Origin of the sequence: Okeania sp. SIO2F5, from assembly GCF_010692685.1 — a bacterium.
Taxonomy (GTDB): Bacteria; Cyanobacteriota; Cyanobacteriia; order Cyanobacteriales; family Microcoleaceae; genus Okeania; species Okeania hirsuta.
Genome location: NZ_JAAHGU010000054.1, coordinates 21,925 through 41,853 on the forward strand (window position 1 = coordinate 21,925; position 19,929 = coordinate 41,853).

The following is a 19,929-nucleotide window of genomic DNA, read 5'->3' on the forward strand; positions in this document are numbered from 1 at the left end:
TGCTCCCCTCCTCCCCACAAGGGTTTCAAGACTTATGGGTAAGGGATAGCTTTTAGGGAGAGGTAATTAGGGTTTGCTGATTAAATCTAAAAGCACTGAAATATAAAGGTTGAGCGCATTTTTTAGTTAAAAAAAGTCCAAGCTTAATGGTGATAATGGTTCAAAAAAGAGCGCATTTTAGGCTCATAGTTGCGCAGAATAATCCCTTGGTTATTCTTCCTCCTACCTCCTAATTAATTCCCATTTCTCCTGTCTCCTGTCTCCTGTCTCCTGTCTCCTACCCTTGCCCATAAGACTTTTTCAGCAAACCCTAATTATCAATTATTGAACAATGCCCAACAGAGAATATAAAAAAATATAAATGATTCTTAGGTAAGTCATACCTAAGTGATGTCTAATTTTAGGTATCACTTACACTTTTTTTTTCAAAATTAACCTAAATTGATGAAACTATGAGTCAAGAACCTCAGAGTATTAGTTCTGCTTGGGCACATAAACCTCCTGTAAATGCTTCAAAAGTCGAGGCCGATTATGACTTTTTAGCCGATGATTATGACGATCTCATCAAGCAATGGGCGTATGAAGGCCCTCGAATTGGTGTTGAGCTAGCCAAGCAGTTTTTCTCACTTGAAGACTTGATTCTAGATGCTGGTTGTGGTACTGGCCTTACTGGAGAATTTCTCTACAATCAGGGTTTTACCAATATCATAGGTGTTGACATCTCCCAAAAATCACTGGATAAGGCGGTTCAGCGCCAGGTATATCGTGAATTAGTGAAAGCCAACCTGCAGGAACCGCTTTCATGGCCAGACAACACCTTTGATGCTACATACTGTATTGGAGTTCTTACCTATTTTCCAAATCACTTCCCTTTACAAGAATTTTGCCGTGTCACCCGTCCTGGGGGATGGGTGATCTTTTCACAGCGGGTTGATTTATTTGAAGATGGGGGTCACGGAACAGAATATAACTCTATGGAATCCCAAGGGTTATGGCAGCAAAAATACATCTCTCAGCCAATGGCTTACCTTCCTGGACATTCAGAATATGCCCAGAAAATTCTTGTTTATTACCTTGCTTATCAAGTGACTCAATAACTAGGGCTTGCTGATTAAATCTAAAAGTTTTTATAGATAAAGGTTTTAGCCTTTTTAAGTATCAAAAAGTGCGAGGTTTTAAGTGGTAATGGTTCAATTTAGGAGCGGATTTTGGTCAAGATTTGGGCAGAAAAATTAAGGGACAATTCTTACTCCTACCTCCTCGCTCATTTCCATTTCTTCTGTCTCCTGTCTCCTGTCTCCTGTATCCTGCCCCTACTAAAAGACTTTTTCAGCAAACCCTAACTACATTGCATTGATTCTAAAGAATTTATAAAGGACTCATCCATGTCTACACTTGCACCTAACCTGAATGAGGCTGATATCCCTTGTATTTCAGGCCCATTTCTCTCTGAGGAAACTAAGAGCACTTCACAGCTAATTGATCGGCAAGCAGAACTTAGACCCCAGGCAACAGCTCTATGTCAAGCTAACAATCAACTAAGCTATTCAGAATTGAAAACGCGATCAAATCAACTAGCCCATTTCCTGCAATCTAGAGGATTAGGTTCGGGTCAATTTGTGGGGATTTGCATGGATCACAGTTTTGAAATGGTGATTGGATTGCTAGGGATTATGAAATCTGGAGCTACTTATGTTCCTCTAGATCCAAGCTTTCCAGCAGAACGGTTGAAGTTTATGATAACTGATGCTGGAATTCAGTATATTTTATCAACCACAAAGTTTGCCTCCGCGATTCCAACGCTTAATGTGGAAGTTCTACAGTTAGATTCATTATATGAACAACTTACCACACTACCAATTGATTCGCCAGAGGAAACTCCCTTACCACAAGCTCCTGTTTATCTAATCTATACATCTGGCTCCACTGGGAACCCAAAAGGGGTTATGATACCTCATAGTGCCTTGGTGAACTTCTTACTATCCATGCAGATTTCACCAGGGATTAAGGCTAGCGATCGCCTACTTGCTCTTACTACCATTTCCTTTGATATATCTGGTCTAGAACTCTATATCCCCTTAATTACTGGTGCGAGTATTCGCTTGCTAACCCGCAGGGAAGCACGCAATGGCAAGATTCTGAATCAACTTACTGAAAGTGGTGAGATCGCGCTCATGCAGGCAACACCCACAACCTGGCAAATGATGCTCAATTTCGGTTGGCAAGGACATCCTAACCTCAAAGTCCTGGTTGGAGGAGAAGCATTTCCACCCGCATTAGCCAAACGAATGATTGGCAAATGTGCTGAAATTTGGAATATGTTTGGTCCAACCGAAACCACAATTTGGTCAACCCTAGCTCCGATTACAGATGCAAAAATCTCAATTGGAAGCCCCATTCACAATACTTGCATCTACATTCTCGACAATAACGAGATCGGTATTGGTGGCAAAGGTTTAGCCTTGGGTTATAAAGACCGCCCCCAGTTGAATGCGGAAAAGTTTGTGGATTCTGAAATAGCAGGCGAACGCATTTATCGCACTGGTGATATGGGTCGCATTGATGAGTCTGGACAATTACATTTCCTAGGTCGCATCGATCATCAAGTGAAGGTGAATGGATTTCGCATTGAAACGGGTGAGGTCGAAGCCCATATTGACGAATATGAAGGTGTACAGCAATCCCTAGTTACGGTTAAATCCTATGGTTCCGATGACTCCAGATTGGTAGCTTATGTAGTTCCTCAGTTGCACACTACACCCGACATGGTTGCACTTTGGGAACAGGTTTGGACTAAAGCACACAGCGATGAATCGGCAGTTTACGATCCAACCTTTAATTACAGTGGCTACAACAATAGCTTCACTGGTAAACCGATGCCTGAAGCCGAAATGCGGGAATGGGGTCAAAATACCCTAAAGCGCATTCGTTCGCTGAATCCCACCCAGGTGCTAGAAGTTGGCTGTGGAACTGGTATCCTGCTTTTTGCTCTTGCTCAAGAGATCAGACGTTATGTGGGAACCGATATTTCTCAGGCAGCCATATCCTATATCCGAAAACAGCTAAACCAGAATTCAGAATTAGCCTCCAAGGTAGAGTTACACCATCGTTCTGCCCACAACCTACCGAGTCTGGAGTCTGGAGCTTTCGATGTCATAATCCTAAATTCAGTGGTGCAATATTTCCCAAGTATTGATTACCTGGAAAATGTCATTAAACAGTTAATTCCATTGCTTTGTTCCCATGGCTCTATTTTTATTGGGGATGTTCGTAACCTTCTGCTCTTGAATCACTTCCACAAACGACTGTTGGCAAAGGCGACATCGGAAACGGTTAGCGACCAACAAATCCAGCAGTCCATGAGCAAAGAAGAAGAGTTGGTAATTAGTCCTGAATGGTTTTTAGCCTTGAAAAAAGCGATTCCAGCCATTTCCGAAGTCCGGATCGTGCCCAAAGCAGGAAACTTTGAAAACGAGTTCACCTGCTATCGCTATGATTTGGTGATTTCAATTGGTTCCAGTCCAACTGAGACATTCGAGTGGGTTAATTGGACGCAACAAAACTGGACTAAAACTCGCCTAACACAAACACTTCAGCATCAACCAAAGGTCTTAGGTTTGGCAGCGGTTCAGAATTCCCTGATTGTTCCAATAGATAATGAGAGCGCCATCAAACCAGCAGAATGTTTTGCTCTGGGTGAAATCTATGACTATCACGTTTACATCAGTTGGGCTAATAGTGATGAAAACGGGGTATTTGATGTTGTTTTTCTCAAGGATAACCAGACAGCTCCGATTTTTCCAGAGTCAAACTCAGTATCTTCGGTCAAGAAAATAGCTAATTGTCCGATACTACTGAGTTTAGGGCGACAACTAGAGCCTCGTTTGCGGAAGCATTTGCGGGAATTTCTACCCGACTATATGATTCCAAAGGCATTTGTATTTCTAGACTCCTTTCCGCAAACACTCAATGGCAAGATAGATCGCAAGCAACTTCCTGAACCAGATATCAAACGACCAGTACTCACAAACCGTTTTCAACCACCCAATACAGATGAAGAACATATTTTAGTCGAGATTTGGGCTGAAACACTACAAATTGAAGAAGTAGGAATCACAGACAACTTCTTTGAGCTAGGAGGAAGTTCCATTCTTTTAACCCTACTCCATGCCAAAATTCAAGAGCGGTTTGAAGGATCTAATGTCATCGATCAAGTTGACCTCTTTCAATACCCAACAATTCAAGCCCAAGCGAGATATTTACGAAATCAAAAAAATATAAATCTCTCTGAGGAAACGGAGCAAATTCAAAAGAATTCTGAGCAAAATTTCCCTACACAACCCCACCGAGATTTTAGAAAAGCTCTAAACAAACAATCTACTAACAGTCAGGTTGCAGAAACAGATATTGCCATCATTGGACTCAGTTGTCGGTTTCCTGGTGCAGATAATCCAGAAACATTTTGGCAAAACTTGCAGGAAGGGGTTGAGTCTATTACATTATTTACGGATGAAGAGTTACTGGAAAGTGGTGTTGAGCGAGAATTATTACAGAATCCAAATTACGTCAAAGCCAACCCCATTCTGAAAGATATCCAGAATTTTGATGCCAGTTTCTTTGGTATTCCCCCATTTGAAGCCGAGATTATGGACCCACAACAACGGCTGTTCTTGGAATGTGCTTGGGAAGCTTTGGAAAGTGCTGGTACTATTCCTACCCAAACCACAAATACCATCGGTCTATTTGCTGGAGCCGGAATTAGCTCTTACTTACATCAGATTTTGTCCCATAATGGTGACTTCTTTTCATCAGTGGACAACTTTCAGGTTATGCTTGGCAACGACAAGGATTACCTACCAACCAGGGTTTCCTACCGATTAAACCTAACTGGTCCCAGTATCAACGTCCAAACCGCCTGTTCCACATCATTGGTGGCCCTGCACCTAGCGTGCCAAAGCATCCGCAACGGCGATTGCGATTTAGCCTTAGCTGGAGGTACCTCGGTTGTTCATCCCTACCAAGCTGGCTATATGTTCCAGGAAGGCATGATTTTCTCTCCAGACGGCCATTGTCGCCCCTTTGATGCCAAGGCTAAAGGGACAACTTTTGGCAGCGGAGTCGGCGTAGTCCTCCTCAAACGCTTGAGTCAAGCCTTGGCAGATGGCGATCCAATTCGGGCTGTGGTCAAAGGTTCAGCGATTAATAATGATGGTGCCGAGAAGGTTGGGTTTACAGCCCCGTCAGTACAGGGGCAAGCTTCTGTAATTACTGAGGCCATGAGAGTCGCCGGAGTGTCACCAGAATCTATTTCCTATGTGGAAGCCCACGGAACGGCAACAGAGTTGGGAGATCCTATTGAAATTAGAGCACTCACCCAGGCATTTGGGAGTCAGAGCGATGGGCGTGGCTATTGTGCCATCGGCTCGGTAAAGAGCAACATTGGACACCTGATTTCAGCCGCTGGCGTTGCCGGATTGATAAAAACAGTCCTGGCTCTGGAAAATCAACAAATTCCACCGAGTCTCCACTTCCAATCCCCCAATCCTGCAATTGACTTTGAACAGACTCCTTTCTTTGTCAACGCTCAACTCAATCCTTGGACGACCAATGGCAATCCGCGTATTGCAGGTGTTTCTGCATTTGGCATTGGTGGCACTAATGCCCACACTATCATTGCCGAAGCTCCAACGGTTAAGGCGCAAACTAGACCCAGTAGCCGACCTAGAGTATTACTTACCCTTTCCGGCCAATCCGAGCAAGCCGTCGTCGAACTGGCTGCTAAGTATACTAACTTTTTCCAAACGCATCCAGATATCTCCCTACCCGATGCTGCCTACACCACCCATTTAGGTAGGAAGCACTTCAACGTTCGAGCAGCCTATGTGGCAAGCGATCGTAGTGAGATGATTCGGGAACTGGAACGCAACCCTGTCCTACTCTCCAGCACCACTGCTTCTGGTAAACTAGCATTCCTGTTTACAGGGCAAGGTTCACAATTTGTCGGTATGGGCCGCAGATTGTATGAAACTGAACCCGTATTTAAAGATGTATTAAATCGTTGTGAAACAGCATTTTTGGGCCATCGCGGGCACTCTCTTCTAGATGTTCTATTGGCAAAAGACGAGGACACCTCGATCCACAGAACCGAATTTGCTCAACCGGGACTCTATGCTCTTGAATGTGGCATTGCTGCCTTGTTCCTTTCTTGGGGCATTCAACCCAGCATGGTGATTGGTCATAGTGTTGGTGAATTTGCAGCCGCATGGGTGGCTGGGGTTTTCCAGTTGGAAGAAGGGTTAATGCTGGTGGCTGAACGTGGACGCCTGATGCAGGAACTCCCAGAGTCAGGGAGCATGATCAGTGTTTTCGCTCCCCAGGATGTGGTTATGAGCTACATACAGGACTACACAGATGTTTCCATTGCTGCAATTAATGGGCCAAAAGCTGTGGTGATTTCAGGTAAACAGGAATCATTAACACAGATTATCCAGCGCCTACAAGCAGAACATATCAGCTACAGAGAATTAGTGGTGTCCCATGGGTTTCATTCCTCACTGATGGACCCCATCCTGGATACTTTTGAACGATTTGCCTCCCAGTTTGATTTCCATCCACCCCAAATCCCCTTCATTTCTAACTTGACAGGGGATATTTTGGATGCAGACCGGACCCTAGATGCCACCTATTGGACAGACCATATTCGAGGAACTGTTCGTTTTCATGATGGATTAAAAACTATTGTGGATTCTGGACTAACTACGTTTCTGGAAATTGGACCTAAACCAATCCTCTGTGGTCTAGGACAACGAGAGTTTCCAGAACTGAACTGGATTCCCACTCTTGAAGGACCGCAAAAGGGTTATGGTGATGTTTTAGATAGCCTTGCTTGTCTCTATAACTGTGGAATTTCTATAGATTGGAATGCTTTTCATGTCCATGAGAACCGACGGAAAATTCCCCTACCTACCTACGCTTTTCAACGTCAATGTTACTGGCCAGAAACAACTATGATTTCTACACAATCCTCTAGAACTGCTTCACCATCTGCTATTTCAGAGCGGATCGGGCGGGAAATGACGGAAATGATTGCAACTATGATGCGAATGGACAGCAGTGCCATCGATCGTGAAACATCTTTCCTCAGCCTAGGACTAGATTCCCTCACCTTACTAAATGTTATTGCCCGTATTGAAAAAGACTACGGCATTACTCTAGCTATTCACCAATTCCTGGATGAGTTGACCAACCTTCAACAACTCATTGACTTCTTAAGTCAGAAAGTTCCACCAGAAAAGGTTTCTCTACCAGTTGTCACCCCATCGACCAATGGAGCAGCTCTTCTTCACCAACCTGCCCAACCATCTGAACCCACTGTTACCCTTGACACTAAACTCCCTCAGGAACCAACGGTTTCTTTTGCACCAGTGGAAAACGGCACCTCGACAGGTCTGGAGCGCATTATTGAGCAGCAACTACTGGTAATGACGAAACAATTGGAAACCATTCAGGGAAAATCCAGTGTGTCTTTGGCCCCCGTGAGTATCCCTTCTCAACAACAGCAACCCCTGCTTAAGGCAATGGAACCAATGGAACCTGCCAAGCCGGTGGAGGCCATTCAACCAAAACCAGCGGAAAAAATCGGATCGACACCTGCTCCATTCTCATTTTGGGGAGCAAAAGGCAAAGCCGGCAAACCACCAACAGCGGAACAACAGGCATTCATCGATAATTTAGTCCAAGCCTACTGCCAACGCACCAAGGGATCGAAAGAAAATGCCGCCGCCTATCGCAATTACCTGGCAGATCGCCGATCGATTAGGGGCCTTCGTCCCAAACTTAAGGAGATTTTCTACCCAATTGTTGCAGAGCGTGCCGAAGGTTCCCACATTTGGGATATTGATGGCAATGAATACATTGATATTACGATGGGCTTTGGGGTTCATCTGTTGGGTCATAATCCCGATTTCATTATGAATCCGGTTCGCTACACCCTAACCACTGGCGTACAAATGGGTCCTCAAACACCATTGGCCGGAGAAGTTGCCAAACTATTCTCTGAGGTCACGGGGAAAGAACGGGTGACTTTCTGTAATTCTGGGACTGAAGCTGTGATGACCGCAGTACGTATTGCTCGGGCTGCTTCTGGTAAGCATAAAATTGTGAAGTTTAAAGGTGCTTATCATGGTCACTTTGATGGTACGTTAGCCATTCCGGCACAAACTGATGGAACACCCTATGGCCAACCTATGTTCCCAGGAACGTCACCTAACATGGTTAAAGATGTTATTGTGCTGGACTATGGCAAAGCAGAGAGTCTAGAGGTTATTCGACAACATCGACATGAACTGGCCGCTGTGCTGGTAGAACCTGTTCAAAGCAGACTGCTTAGTCTTGCGCCAAGGGAGTTTTTGCATGAGCTACGTGCCCTGACCCACTCAGAAGATATTCCCCTGATCTTTGATGAAGTGATTCTGGGATTCCGGGCCGCGCCTGGTGGTGCTCAGGAATATTTTGGGATTGAAGCCGATCTTGCAACCTATGGAAAAGCGGTTGGCGGTGGGATGCCGATCGGGGTTGTAGCTGGAAAAGCTAGGTATATGGATCGGATTGATGGGGGCACTTGGAACTATGGAGACCAATCGTATCCCCAAACGGAACCCACTTATTTTGCTGGTACTTTTTGCAAACATCCTCTGGCCATGTCAGCAGCCAAAGCAGTTCTTCTCCATATCAAGGAGCAAGGTGGAGCATTACAAGCCAAATTGAATGACTCTACGGCCCGACTTGCTCAAGCCTTGAATCACTATTTTCAAACTGAGGGACTCATGCTGCGGGCCGATCAGTTTTCGTCGATTTTTAGAATTGAGTTCCAAAGTATGTTTAGTGAACTGTACCTTCCCATTGAAATGGATCTCTTGTTTTACCTATTGATCCATAAAGGTGTTTATGTTTGGGAAGGTCGCGTCTGTTTTCTCTCAGCAGCTCACACTGACCAGGATATCGAGCGCATTATTACCGTGGTTAAAGAAAGTGTTGAAGAGTTGCGCTCCGTTGGGTATTTTCCGTCACAAACGTCGCAAAAACCAGTTGCTCAAAAAAAAAACGCACTTATCCCCTAACGGAAGAACAGCAACGCCTACTTCAAATTTCCCAGGATAAACATGGTTCGACTGCCTATAATGAGTCGATTACGTTTGAGCTGACAGGAAAACTGGCCATTGATCGGTTACGGAATGCGATTCACACTGTCATCCATCGGCATGATGCTCTGAGAACATCCATTGCTGCCGATGGATTTGCTCAAATTGTTAGGCCAGTCCTGAATGTTGAAATTCCTTTGCTAGATTATTCATCTGAAGATGCTCCAGATGAAGCCCTAAATGAGTGGCTCTTAGCAGAAAGCCAACAGCCATTCGATCTTTATCAAGGACCTCTAATTCGGACAACAATTGTCAAACTTTCTCCAGAGAGATACGCATTCAATATCTGTATTCATCATTTAGTTTCCGATGGATGGTCTCTGGTTGTGATTTTGGAGGAAATTAGTAAGATTTATTCCGGTTGTCTAGATATTCCCCCAATTCAACAATTCACAGACTATTTGCAATGGTATAATCAAGACACCCAAAGCGATATCTTCAAGAAGTCCGAACTATTTTGGAGCGAAAATCTCAGGGCGGTATCCCCCTTACGTTTACCTCTGGACTACTCTGCTCCAGAACAACGAACCTACAACGGCGCTCGCATTAGTATACAGATACCATCGGACTTAACCTTTGCTCTTAAACAACGTTCGATGGCCTGGAATGCCACCCTATTTCACACACTGCTGGGAGCTTATGCTTACCAGATGACCCAGTTTTGCCAGCAAAATACCATCACGATTGGAATTTCTGTGAGTGGCCGTCCAACACATCTGGCCGAACATTTAGTGGGCTACTGTTCACATTTCATTCCCATCTACCTGAAAACTGATGAGAACTTAACCTGGAACAAGCAAGTAGAACGAACCAAAGCTGCCATTAGCCAAGCATTCAAGCATCAAAATGTGCCTTTAGCCCGAATCTTAGCCCAATGTCCCCAGGAACAACAGCAAAACCTCATGCAAGTTACTTTTAACCTTGACATCCCGATGACCCTTGATTTAGTCGATCTGCAAACTCAGATTATTCCTCAGCCAGTAACCTCTGCACGATATGCAATGGGCCTTAATTTCATCCCTGAACTCGATCGCCTTCATTTTGATCTGGATTACAACACAGATTGCTTCAAGACAGAAAAAATGCAAGAATTTCTGGAGAATTTCATAGAACTACTTCAAGGCGCTCTTACCGAATAATTAAGGCTTAAAGCCTCTCCTTTAAAGGAGAAATAAGAAAAAATTTTTCTTTTATTCAATCCTCTTCCTTTTAGGGAGAGGTAATTAGGGTTTGCTGAAAAAGTCTTTTAGTAGGGGTAGGAGACAACCCACCCCTAACCCCTCCCAGGAGGCAGGGTCTATTTATTGTCACCAGAGAAAAAAGGAGGAGGGGGTGGGAAGTGTGGGAGGTTTGGGAAGTACAGGAGAGGAGGGGGTGGGAAGTGTCGGAGGTTTGGGAGGTGTGGGAAGTACAGGATCTCAAAAAGAATAGGGTTGTAAATATTCTAGGCGCGACAATGAATTAGCCCTGCTCCCAGGAGGGGAAGACAGGAGACAACCCACCCCTAACCCCTCCCAGGAGGGGAGAAATGGGTCGGGAGCGAGGAGGTAGGGGTAAGAATTGTCAATTTGGGATTTTTCTGCCATAATCGTCCCAAAATACTAGCTTTTTGAGCGTTTTAGACTGAAACAGGGGCACTTTTTTAGACAAAAAAAGGCTAAAGTCTTTATATATCAATGCTTTTAGATTTAATCAGCAAGCCCTAATTATCAATTACCCATTATCCATTATTGAACGACCATTATTTTCTGCTGACTCCTGACTCCTAATTTTTTGTACTACGTTTTGAAGTGCGGAATTTAAGTTATATCAAATCTTATTAATTAGCCATAATAAAAATCTTTTCCTCGATCAATTTCTCCCTGTTCGCTGTTTCGTAATCCCTCAGTTTTTTATTGTGGGTATTCAAAGAGATATAATATTATATCGTGTTCGGATAATCAGTGATAAAAAACCTTATATCTTTGAACCAATATTCCCTTCAGCATAGCAGCATAGCTGCCCTCTGCCTTCCTTTCTCCAAAGTACAAGTATTTAACCGAACATGATATTAGAGAGGAATTTGAAAAATCACAGACTTATAGATACTGCATTTGGTATTATTTGCCGACTTCTGGCCTCTAAATTTTAACTTTTGACTTATGGGTATGCTTGCTCCAACATGGTATGATGACTATTGGCATATAGAAAAAGCCTACCACATGTGATTAGTATCTAAATTTTTGTGAATACATCTGATACATCACCAGAACCAATAACTGTTGACGATAGTAATACTCCAGAAGTTGGCACTGCAGAGGCAGAACCAAATGCTTCAATGGAAGAGTATTACAAACTACAGCAGGAATTATATGTAATCACCTTGACAATTACAGGTATAATATTTATCTTTGTCTGGGTTTTTTACTCCCTAAACATTGCTCTTAATTATTTGATAGGAGCAACGACAAGTGTGGTTTACTTAAGGATGTTAGCTAAAGAAGTTGAGAGTATTGGCGGGGATAAAAGAAGTGTAGGTAAAACCAGACTAGCAATATTTGTCGGGCTAATAATATTAGCAACTCAGTTAAATCAGCTCAAAATTTTGCCGATTTTCCTAGGGTTTCTGACTTACAAAGCAGCACTAATAATACATGTACTGCGAACCACCTTGATGCCAAACTCATAGCGACTGAAGCTAATTCTAACTCTTGAAAAATCCACTTGATATAAATCGGGAAGCCTGAGAATCAAAATGCTAGATATTTTGCATACTATTAACTATTTACCTCTGGCTGAACTAGAAGTTGGCCAGCATTTTTACTGGGAGCTAGGCAGCCTCAAAATACATGGGCAAATTTTACTCACATCCTGGTTTGTAATTGCCTTGATAGTCTTGGCTGCCTTAACAGCAACACTCAATGTGCAGCGAATTCCTAGTGGGATGCAAAATTTCATGGAGTACATCCTGGAATTTATACGCAGCCTAACAAAAGACCAAATTGGTGAAAAAGATTATCGCCCTTGGGTGCCATTTGTTGGTACTTTGTTCCTATTTATATTTGTGTCAAATTGGTCAGGAGCTCTAGTACCATGGAAGGTAATAGAACTACCTGCTGGAGAACTTGCTGCCCCCACAAGCGACATTAATACAACAGTGGCATTGGCACTACTGACTTCCATAGCATATTTTTATGCAGGTATCAGCAAAAAAGGCTTAGGATATTTTGCGGGCTATGCTGAACCAGTACCATTTATGGTCCCCTTTAAGATCATAGAAGATTTTACCAAGCCTTTGTCCCTAAGCTTCCGTTTATTCGGTAATATTCTTGCCGATGAATTGGTTGTGGGAGTGCTAGTTCTGCTAGTACCTCTATTTATTCCTCTACCACTAATGGTTTTGGGTCTATTTTTAAGTGCTATTCAAGCATTGATTTTTGCAACTCTAGCGGCTAACTACATCGGAGAAGCGTTAGAAGAACACGGCGCAGAACATCACGATTAAGAGTTAGGTAAGTAGTAGAAAAAAAATTTGCTTAAAAGTAACTCAAAGTCTGGTATTCTAGGCAGTGAATGGGATGAATTATCGCCAGATTCACGGAAACTGGAAATGGTAGAGTAATAAGTCCCCCAAAACAACAAAACAAGTAAACTTCAGAGTTGACGAGTGATGTGAGATAAAAGCATGAAACTTGAACTTATTGAGTTTCGGATTTCACTTCAACCATCACATCAGTTCATCGAAAAAAGTGACAATTGTGTAGTTGATTACGCAACAGTGTAATCAATATAGTTCTAGTTAATCGTCAAGTTTGTACTTTAGGTTAAAAAAGGAAAGAAAATTATTATGGATCCATTGATTGCTGCTGCTTCCGTCGTTGCTGCTGCCTTAGCTGTAGGTTTAGGTGCGATTGGTCCTGGAATTGGTCAAGGAAATGCAGCAGGTCAAGCTGTAGAAGGTATTGCCCGTCAACCAGAAGCAGAAGGAAAAATTCGAGGCACATTATTGTTAAGTTTGGCATTTATGGAAGCTTTAACAATTTACGGTTTGGTGGTATCACTGGTGTTGCTATTTGCCAACCCCTTTGCATAAACAACCCTAATTATAGAAAATAGGGATTTTAGATTTTTGATTTTGGAGATCGAAAATCTAAAATCTTTAAAAAGCGTTCAGCATTTCAGCAATCAGCAGTCAGCTTTGCGCGTTTGCAGAGCATTCCGGAATGGAAAGGTTAAACCAACCCCTAAAATTAAGCGACAAGCTAGAAGTCGGGGATGTTTTACCCAAGCTTTCAGATACCTGACTATATGGGCAAATTTTTAGGCTGATAGCTGTTTGCGAAGCATCCCGTAGGGAAGCGCTAATAGCTGATAGCTAGTTAAACCCAACTTAAACTATGGGAACCACCTAAAAATTAGAGAAAATGATAAATTGGACAATATTACTAGCCGTTGAAGAAGTAGCAGAAAAGGGTGGTTTGTTTGACATTAACGCAACTCTACCCTTAATGGCAATTCAGTTTCTGATTCTGGCTTTTGTCTTGGATAAAATTTTTTACAAACCACTGGGTAAAGCTATAGATTCTCGTGCAGATTATATCCGCGACAATCAAATCAAAGCACAAGAGGGTTTGGCAAAGACAAAAAAATTAGCTGAACAATACGAGCAAGACCTAGCAGAAACTCGTAAAAAATCTCAAGCAATTATTACTGACGCTCAAGCAGCAGCTCAGAAAATAGTAGCCGAAAAAGTGGCTAAAGCTCAACAGGAAGCACAAGCCAAAAGAGAACAAGCAGCTCAAGAAATAGAAGAGCAAAAGCAAGCAGCTTTGCAACAGTTAGAAGAACAGGTAGACTCTTTGAGCCGCCAAATTCTAGAAAAACTATTAGGACCAGAATTGGTCAGATAGCCACAGAAAATTCCAGGTTGAAAAGTTGAGCTATTGATAATAAAACTCAGCATCCAACAAGATAATTTAAGGCTAACTATCACAGGATATCATGGTAAATGTTTTATGGCTAGCCACAGAAGCTAGCGCTGAAGAAGGTTTTGGTTTAAACCTGGATCTTTTAGATACTAACCTAATTAATTTAGGAATTTTGATTGTAGTTTTAATTTATTTTGGGCGAGGCTTTATTGGGAAAATTCTTAGTGAAAGACGCGCCACTATTGAACAAGCAATCAAAGAAGCAGAAAAACGTCAACAAGAAGCAGCATCAGCTCTAGCAGCTCAACAACAAAAGTTGACCCAAGCTCAAGTAGAGGCTGAAACAATTCTAGCCACTGCTGAAACAAGAGCACAGGAAGTCAAGCAAAAAATTGAGCAACAGGCAGAACAAGATATTGAGCGGATGAAAGCTACTGCTAGCCAAGAGATGGACTCGGAAAGAGATAAAGCAATTGCACAACTGCGCTCAATTGTAGCATCTAAAGCATTGGCACAAGTAGAATCTTGCCTCAAAGAAACTTTAGATGAGAATGCCCAGCAACAATTAATAGATCGTAGTCTGGGGTTATTAGGAGGTCAATCATGACTGTAATTGCTGGTGAAATTGTAGAACCCTACGCAGCAGCTCTAATGTCCTTGGCTAAATCAAAAGACCTTGCCGAGAGGTTTGGGGAAGATATACGTTCCCTGCTTAATATTATGGATGAATCCCTAGAATTGAAGCAATTTATGGGAAATCCAATTATTAAACCAGAAGACAAAAAAGCAGTGCTGCAACGCATGATGGGTGATGAAGCCGATCCCTATATGCGTAATTTTTTAATGCTGCTAGTTGATAGAGGTCGGATTATTTTTCTAGAAGAGATAGGGAAAAAATACCTAGCACTATTGCGAGAACTAAATCAAACTGTTCTAGCAGAAGTGACCTCCACAGTAGAATTAAACGAAGACCAAAAAAATACAGTCCGCGAACGAGTCAAATCAATGACTGATGCGAGGGATGTAGATATTGAAACCAAAATCGACCCCAGCTTACTCGGTGGTGTCATTATCAAAATAGGCTCTCAGATAATTGACTCTAGTCTGCAAGGACAACTACGCCGAATTGGCAATAGCCTCAAAGCATAATTCACTCATTTTTTGTAATAAAGACTGGACAATAAAAAAGAAAAATGGTATCAATCAGACCTGACGAAATTAGCCAAATTATTCGCGACCAAATAGAACAGTACGACCAAGATGTCAAAGTATCTAACGTTGGTACTGTTCTACAAGTGGGTGACGGTATTGCCAGGATTTATGGCCTAGACAAGGTAATGGCAGGAGAACTGGTAGAGTTCTCAGATGGTACAGTAGGTATTGCCCAAAACTTAGAAGAAGATAACGTAGCGGCAGTATTGATGGGTGAAGGTCGGGAAATTCAAGAAGGATCTGCCGTAACTGCCACAGGTAGAATTGCTCAAGTGCCAGTAGGAGAGGCCATGGTTGGCCGGGTGGTAGATGGTCTCGGTCGAGCTGTTGATGGTAAAGGAGATATTCAAACCGATGACAGTCGTCTGATTGAATCTCCTGCTCCAGGAATTATCGAACGCCGTTCTGTTTGTGAACCTATGCAAACAGGTATCACTGCTATAGACTCGATGATTCCCATCGGTAGAGGTCAAAGGGAATTGATTATCGGTGACAGACAAACAGGTAAAACAGCGATCGCCATCGATACTATCATTAACCAAAAAGGTGAAGATGTTATCTGTGTATATGTGGCTATTGGTCAAAAAGCTTCTACTGTAGTTCAGGTAGTAAGTACCCTTGAAGAAAAAGGTGCAATGGATTACACCGTTGTAGTAGCTGCTAATGCCAGTGACCCTGCAACTCTCCAATACTTGGCTCCTTATACTGGTGCTACTATTGCTGAATACTTTATGTATAAAGGCAAAGCAACTCTGGTAATCTATGATGACCTTTCCAAGCAAGCTCAAGCTTATCGCCAGGTATCTTTGCTACTGCGTCGTCCACCAGGTCGTGAAGCATATCCAGGAGATGTATTCTATCTCCACTCCCGTCTCTTAGAAAGAGCTGCTAAACTCAATGATGATTTAGGTGGAGGCAGTATGACTGCTCTACCAATTATTGAAACTCAAGCTGGTGACGTTTCGGCCTATATTCCTACCAACGTTATCTCTATTACGGATGGTCAAATCTTCCTCTCCAGTGACCTATTCAACGCAGGTTTCCGCCCAGCAGTAAACGCAGGTGTTTCTGTGTCGAGGGTAGGTTCGGCTGCTCAGACCAAGGCTATGAAAAAAGTTGCTGGTAAGATTAAGCTAGAGCTAGCACAGTTTGCTGAATTAGAAGCGTTCTCTCAATTTGCCTCAGACTTGGATAAAGCTACCCAAAATCAACTGGCAAGAGGTCAGCGCTTGCGGGAGATTTTGAAACAATCTCAAAACTCACCTCGCTCTCTTCCCGAACAAGTAGCAGTGATTTATTCTGGTATTAATGGTTACTTGGATGATATCCCTCTTGAGAAGGTGACTAAATTTATTTCTGGTTTACTGGATTACTTGAACAACAGTAAGCCCAAGTTCGGTGAAATTATCGGTACTGAAAAGGTACTGACTGATGAAGCTCAAACTGTCTTAAAAGAAGGTATTACTGAGTATAAGCAAACATTCTTGGTATCTGCTTAAATTAGTTACTTTTAAGTATTAACATTTAGTGGTTAGTTGTTAATGCTCAAAAGCAACTAGCCACTAATTATTAGTTAGATGTAGTAATTAAAAGTCAGTTATCAGCAGTCAGCTTTGTTGTTTACCTGATACTACCTAACTTTTAAGACTAATTCGCACTTAATTTATAGGCGAATCTCTATAGATTTATTGAAAAAAAAGGGTTGAGAGTAACTAGATAGACAGATATGAGAAAGTTTAATCTAGTTGACTTAGTTGAGAATAAATTAAAAATTTCCCTTCTTCTTTCTTCCTTGTTACTTCTTACTTCTTCCTACACAAAATTATGCCTAATTTAAAAGCTATTCGCGATCGCATCAACTCGGTCAAAAACACTAAAAAAATTACAGAAGCAATGCGCCTAGTGGCCGCTGCTAAAGTACGTCGTGCCCAGGAACAAGTGATTAACACTCGGCCTTTTGCCGACCGCCTTGCTCAAGTTTTATACGGACTTGCCGAACGTTTACAATTTGAAAGTGTAGATTTACCCCTACTAAAACAAAGGGAAGTTAAAACAGTAGGTTTATTAGTAATTTCTGGAAACCGTGGTCTATGTGGCAGCTATAACAGCAGCATCATTAAACGTGCAGAAATCAGAGCTAGTGAACTAACACAGCAAGGAATCGATTATAAATATTTGCTGATTGGACGTAAAGCAATTCAATATTTCCAACGTCGGGAAGCTCCGATTTTAAGCACTTATGATAATCCTGAAAAAATTCCTACAGCTAATGATGCTTCTGCAGTTACTGATGAAGTTCTTTCTGGTTTTCTCTCAGGAACAATAGATAGAGTAGAGTTAGTTTATACCAAATTTATTTCACTAATTAGCTCTCAACCTGTGATTCAAACTCTCTTACCTCTCGATCCTCAAGGTTTAGAAGTTCAAGATGATGAAATCTTCCGTTTAACTACTAAAGGTGGTAACTTTGAAGTATCACGGGATAAAGTAACAGCACCTACTAAAAGCTTTCCCCGCGATATGATTTTTGAGCAAGACCCAACTCAAATTTTAGAAGCTCTCTTGCCATTATTTTTAACTAACCAGTTATTGAGGGCGTGGCAAGAATCATCTGCTAGTGAATTAGCATCTCGGATGACAGCAATGAGTAATGCTAGTGATAATGCTAGTGAATTAGTTGGTACATTAACTCTTTCTTACAATAAAGCTCGGCAAGCTGCTATTACTCAAGAAATTCTGGAAGTTGTGGGTGGTGCTAGTGCTTTAGAATAATAGGCTACTTTGGAAAATTATTTATATTGTTAATACGTCTGGCATGACTCAGGCGTATTTTTTTTCTTATTTAGGGGTTGCTAAATAATACCAAGTAGTAATTTATCTTTTTCCTCCAATAGATATTTCCTACAAATTATTTTAATACTGCTTATTATTTGTAACATTCTTTTTTCAAATTGGTATAATATATAGCACTAATCACAACAAGTATAAATACTTACTCAAGTTTAACTACTTTCGCATACTACATTTTGTCGTGCGGAATGTGGGTTTTATTGTTTAATTTTTATAAAATAGACTATAGCAATTTTTACTTATATTTATCATAATGATTACAGGTAAAACAAAATTATTAGGAGTCATTGGCTATCCCGTTGAACATTCTTTGTCTCCAGTAATGCACAATGCTGCAATTAAAGCAATAAATAATCAACAAAACTTAATAGATTATGTTTATCTGCCTTTTCCAATTAAACCAGAAAATTTAAAAACAGCTATTGCTGGGTTTTCTGCTATTGGCATTCAGGGTTTTAATATTACTATTCCCCACAAACAAACAATATTACCACTTTTGTCAAAAGTTTCAGACCTTGCTCAAGCAGTGGGGGCAGTTAATACTGTTTATCAAACAGACAAAGGATGGGAGGGAACAAATACAGATGTGGAAGGGTTTCTTTCTCCACTAAAAACTTATAATTGGGATTGGCATCAAAAAGTAGCGTTGATTTTAGGTAATGGTGGTGCATCTCGCGCAGTAGTGGCTGGTTGCGCACAATTGGGTTGTGCAGAAATTCATGTTATTGGTCGGTCTCAAGAAAAGTTAGCTGCTTTTAGGCAAAGTTGGATTAATTCTCCTTTACCAGTAAGTTTAAAGATACATAAGTGGGATGAAATGTCAAGATTAGTTTCACAGGCAGATTTGCTAGTTAATACTACTCCTATTGGAATGTATCCTAATATTGAGCAGTCTCCAATAGATGAGAAAGTGTTCGATCTATTATCACCAGGAGCAATAGTCTATGATTTAATCTATATTCCCAACCCTACTAAATTTCTTCAGCAAGCCCTGGTTAGAGGAGCGATCGCTATTGATGGATTAGAAATGTTGGTTCAACAAGGGGCTGCAGCTTTGGAATTATGGTTACAAAAGTCTGTACCAGTTGATATTATGCGCTATTCTCTACGCCAACATTTAGGCTTGAATGATTAGACCTGTAATATCATGTCCGGTTGAATACTTATTATATAGTTGTGGGAGATGGGGAGATGGGGAGATTGAAGTGTGGATAGAATTATAAACATATACTGTATAACCGGATTCTATATCAGAGTGCGATAGAACTCCGTTCCGCGCTCCGCGTTTTCGGTCCTGAATGTACGCTTTCCATCTCAAGTAGCGTTAACGTGGGTTGTGCACCAGCTAAACAAAAAACTTTCTCCTTCTATTCCTCTTTCTTCTTCTTTCTTCCCTCCTGACTCAGTCCTCCCCCTCCTGGGAGGGAGTTAGGGGTGGGTTGACTCCTGAGTAATTAAGATTAATATCATACACGCGCTTCACCAACGCCGATTATTCTTATCTTTACTTCTTTCCTATCTCCCCTACTCTCCTACTTCCCCCAACTATATAAAACTATATAATAAGTGTTCAACCGGATTTGATATCAGGTTCATCATCCATCTCTGTCAAACACCAACTCGTTCCTTGCTATATAGAACCCATTTGAGATCTATATAATTATGGTAGTCAAGTCTTTTCGCGCATTAATTTTGAGGAAAATTCAGTTGAAGGAGTGTTGAATTTTTTGTATTATCTCTCCCCAAATCTTCCCTCTTAA

General features: G+C 41.7%; 13 protein-coding genes. All 13 read left to right on the forward strand.

Features of this window, described 5'->3' with window-relative positions:
• The first annotated feature begins 452 nt into the window (after positions 1–452).
• The 13 genes from F6K27_RS17630 (at position 453) to F6K27_RS17690 (ending at position 19,304) form a co-directional block, all read left to right on the forward strand.
• Positions 453–1,097, forward strand: coding sequence for a class I SAM-dependent methyltransferase (locus F6K27_RS17630; RefSeq protein ID WP_124143169.1), 645 nt, complete (start codon positions 453–455; stop codon positions 1,095–1,097).
• Positions 1,098–1,385: 288 nt separating this feature from the next.
• A complete protein-coding gene (locus tag F6K27_RS17635; RefSeq protein ID WP_287278427.1) occupies positions 1,386–9,119 on the forward strand; it encodes a polyketide synthase in 7,734 nt (2,577 codons plus the stop codon).
• 26 nt (positions 9,120–9,145) lie between these two features.
• Complete coding sequence (locus F6K27_RS17640; protein ID WP_287278435.1) at positions 9,146–10,339, forward strand: condensation domain-containing protein; 1,194 nt, start codon at positions 9,146–9,148, stop codon at positions 10,337–10,339.
• Positions 10,340–10,430: 91 nt separating this feature from the next.
• Complete coding sequence (locus tag F6K27_RS17645) at positions 10,431–10,631, forward strand: hypothetical protein (RefSeq protein WP_287278428.1); 201 nt, start codon at positions 10,431–10,433, stop codon at positions 10,629–10,631.
• A 793-nt stretch (positions 10,632–11,424) separates the two neighbouring features.
• Complete coding sequence (locus F6K27_RS17650) at positions 11,425–11,868, forward strand: ATP synthase subunit I (RefSeq protein WP_287278429.1); 444 nt, start codon at positions 11,425–11,427, stop codon at positions 11,866–11,868.
• A gap of 66 nt (positions 11,869–11,934) precedes the next feature.
• Positions 11,935–12,684, forward strand: a complete 750-nt coding sequence (gene atpB / locus F6K27_RS17655; RefSeq protein WP_375339679.1) for a F0F1 ATP synthase subunit A — start codon at positions 11,935–11,937, stop codon at positions 12,682–12,684.
• Between the two features lie 342 nt (positions 12,685–13,026).
• Entirely contained in the window at positions 13,027–13,272 is a 246-nt protein-coding gene (gene atpE, locus F6K27_RS17660; protein ID WP_011611801.1) for an ATP synthase F0 subunit C, read from the forward strand.
• Positions 13,273–13,603: 331 nt separating this feature from the next.
• A complete protein-coding gene (locus F6K27_RS17665; RefSeq protein WP_287278430.1) occupies positions 13,604–14,089 on the forward strand; it encodes a F0F1 ATP synthase subunit B' in 486 nt (161 codons plus the stop codon).
• A gap of 91 nt (positions 14,090–14,180) precedes the next feature.
• The gene (locus F6K27_RS17670) at positions 14,181–14,714 is read left to right on the forward strand and encodes a F0F1 ATP synthase subunit B (RefSeq protein WP_287278431.1); all 534 of its coding nucleotides are present in this window, start codon (positions 14,181–14,183) and stop codon (positions 14,712–14,714) included.
• A complete protein-coding gene (atpH, locus tag F6K27_RS17675; RefSeq protein ID WP_287278432.1) occupies positions 14,711–15,256 on the forward strand; it encodes an ATP synthase F1 subunit delta in 546 nt (181 codons plus the stop codon). The genes F6K27_RS17670 and atpH overlap by 4 nt, the downstream gene beginning before the upstream one ends.
• A 44-nt stretch (positions 15,257–15,300) precedes the next feature.
• Positions 15,301–16,818 carry a F0F1 ATP synthase subunit alpha gene (atpA, locus tag F6K27_RS17680; protein WP_287241325.1) on the forward strand — a complete coding sequence of 506 codons (1,518 nt, stop codon included), beginning with the start codon at positions 15,301–15,303 and terminating at the stop codon, positions 16,816–16,818.
• A 325-nt stretch (positions 16,819–17,143) separates the two neighbouring features.
• Positions 17,144–18,091: a F0F1 ATP synthase subunit gamma gene (locus F6K27_RS17685; protein WP_287278433.1), complete on the forward strand. Its 948-nt coding sequence runs from the start codon at positions 17,144–17,146 to the stop codon at positions 18,089–18,091.
• 331 nt (positions 18,092–18,422) lie between these two features.
• Positions 18,423–19,304, forward strand: a complete 882-nt coding sequence (locus tag F6K27_RS17690) for a shikimate dehydrogenase (RefSeq protein WP_287278434.1) — start codon at positions 18,423–18,425, stop codon at positions 19,302–19,304.
• Positions 19,305–19,929: the final 625 nt, after the last annotated feature.

Bases quoted from the DNA above. Each gene is read 5' to 3' on its own strand.
- F6K27_RS17670 (WP_287278431.1), top strand. From the start codon at position 14,181: ATGGTAAATGTTTTATGGCTAGCCACAGAAGCTAGCGCTGAAGAAGGT.
- F6K27_RS17635 (WP_287278427.1), top strand. From the start codon at position 1,386: ATGTCTACACTTGCACCTAACCTGAATGAGGCTGATATCCCTTGTATT.
- F6K27_RS17690 (WP_287278434.1), top strand. From the start codon at position 18,423: ATGATTACAGGTAAAACAAAATTATTAGGAGTCATTGGCTATCCCGTT.
- atpA (WP_287241325.1), top strand. From the start codon at position 15,301: ATGGTATCAATCAGACCTGACGAAATTAGCCAAATTATTCGCGACCAA.
- F6K27_RS17685 (WP_287278433.1), top strand. From the start codon at position 17,144: ATGCCTAATTTAAAAGCTATTCGCGATCGCATCAACTCGGTCAAAAAC.
- F6K27_RS17630 (WP_124143169.1), top strand. From the start codon at position 453: ATGAGTCAAGAACCTCAGAGTATTAGTTCTGCTTGGGCACATAAACCT.
- atpE (WP_011611801.1), top strand. From the start codon at position 13,027: ATGGATCCATTGATTGCTGCTGCTTCCGTCGTTGCTGCTGCCTTAGCT.
- atpB (WP_375339679.1), top strand. From the start codon at position 11,935: ATGCTAGATATTTTGCATACTATTAACTATTTACCTCTGGCTGAACTA.
- F6K27_RS17665 (WP_287278430.1), top strand. From the start codon at position 13,604: ATGATAAATTGGACAATATTACTAGCCGTTGAAGAAGTAGCAGAAAAG.
- atpH (WP_287278432.1), top strand. From the start codon at position 14,711: ATGACTGTAATTGCTGGTGAAATTGTAGAACCCTACGCAGCAGCTCTA.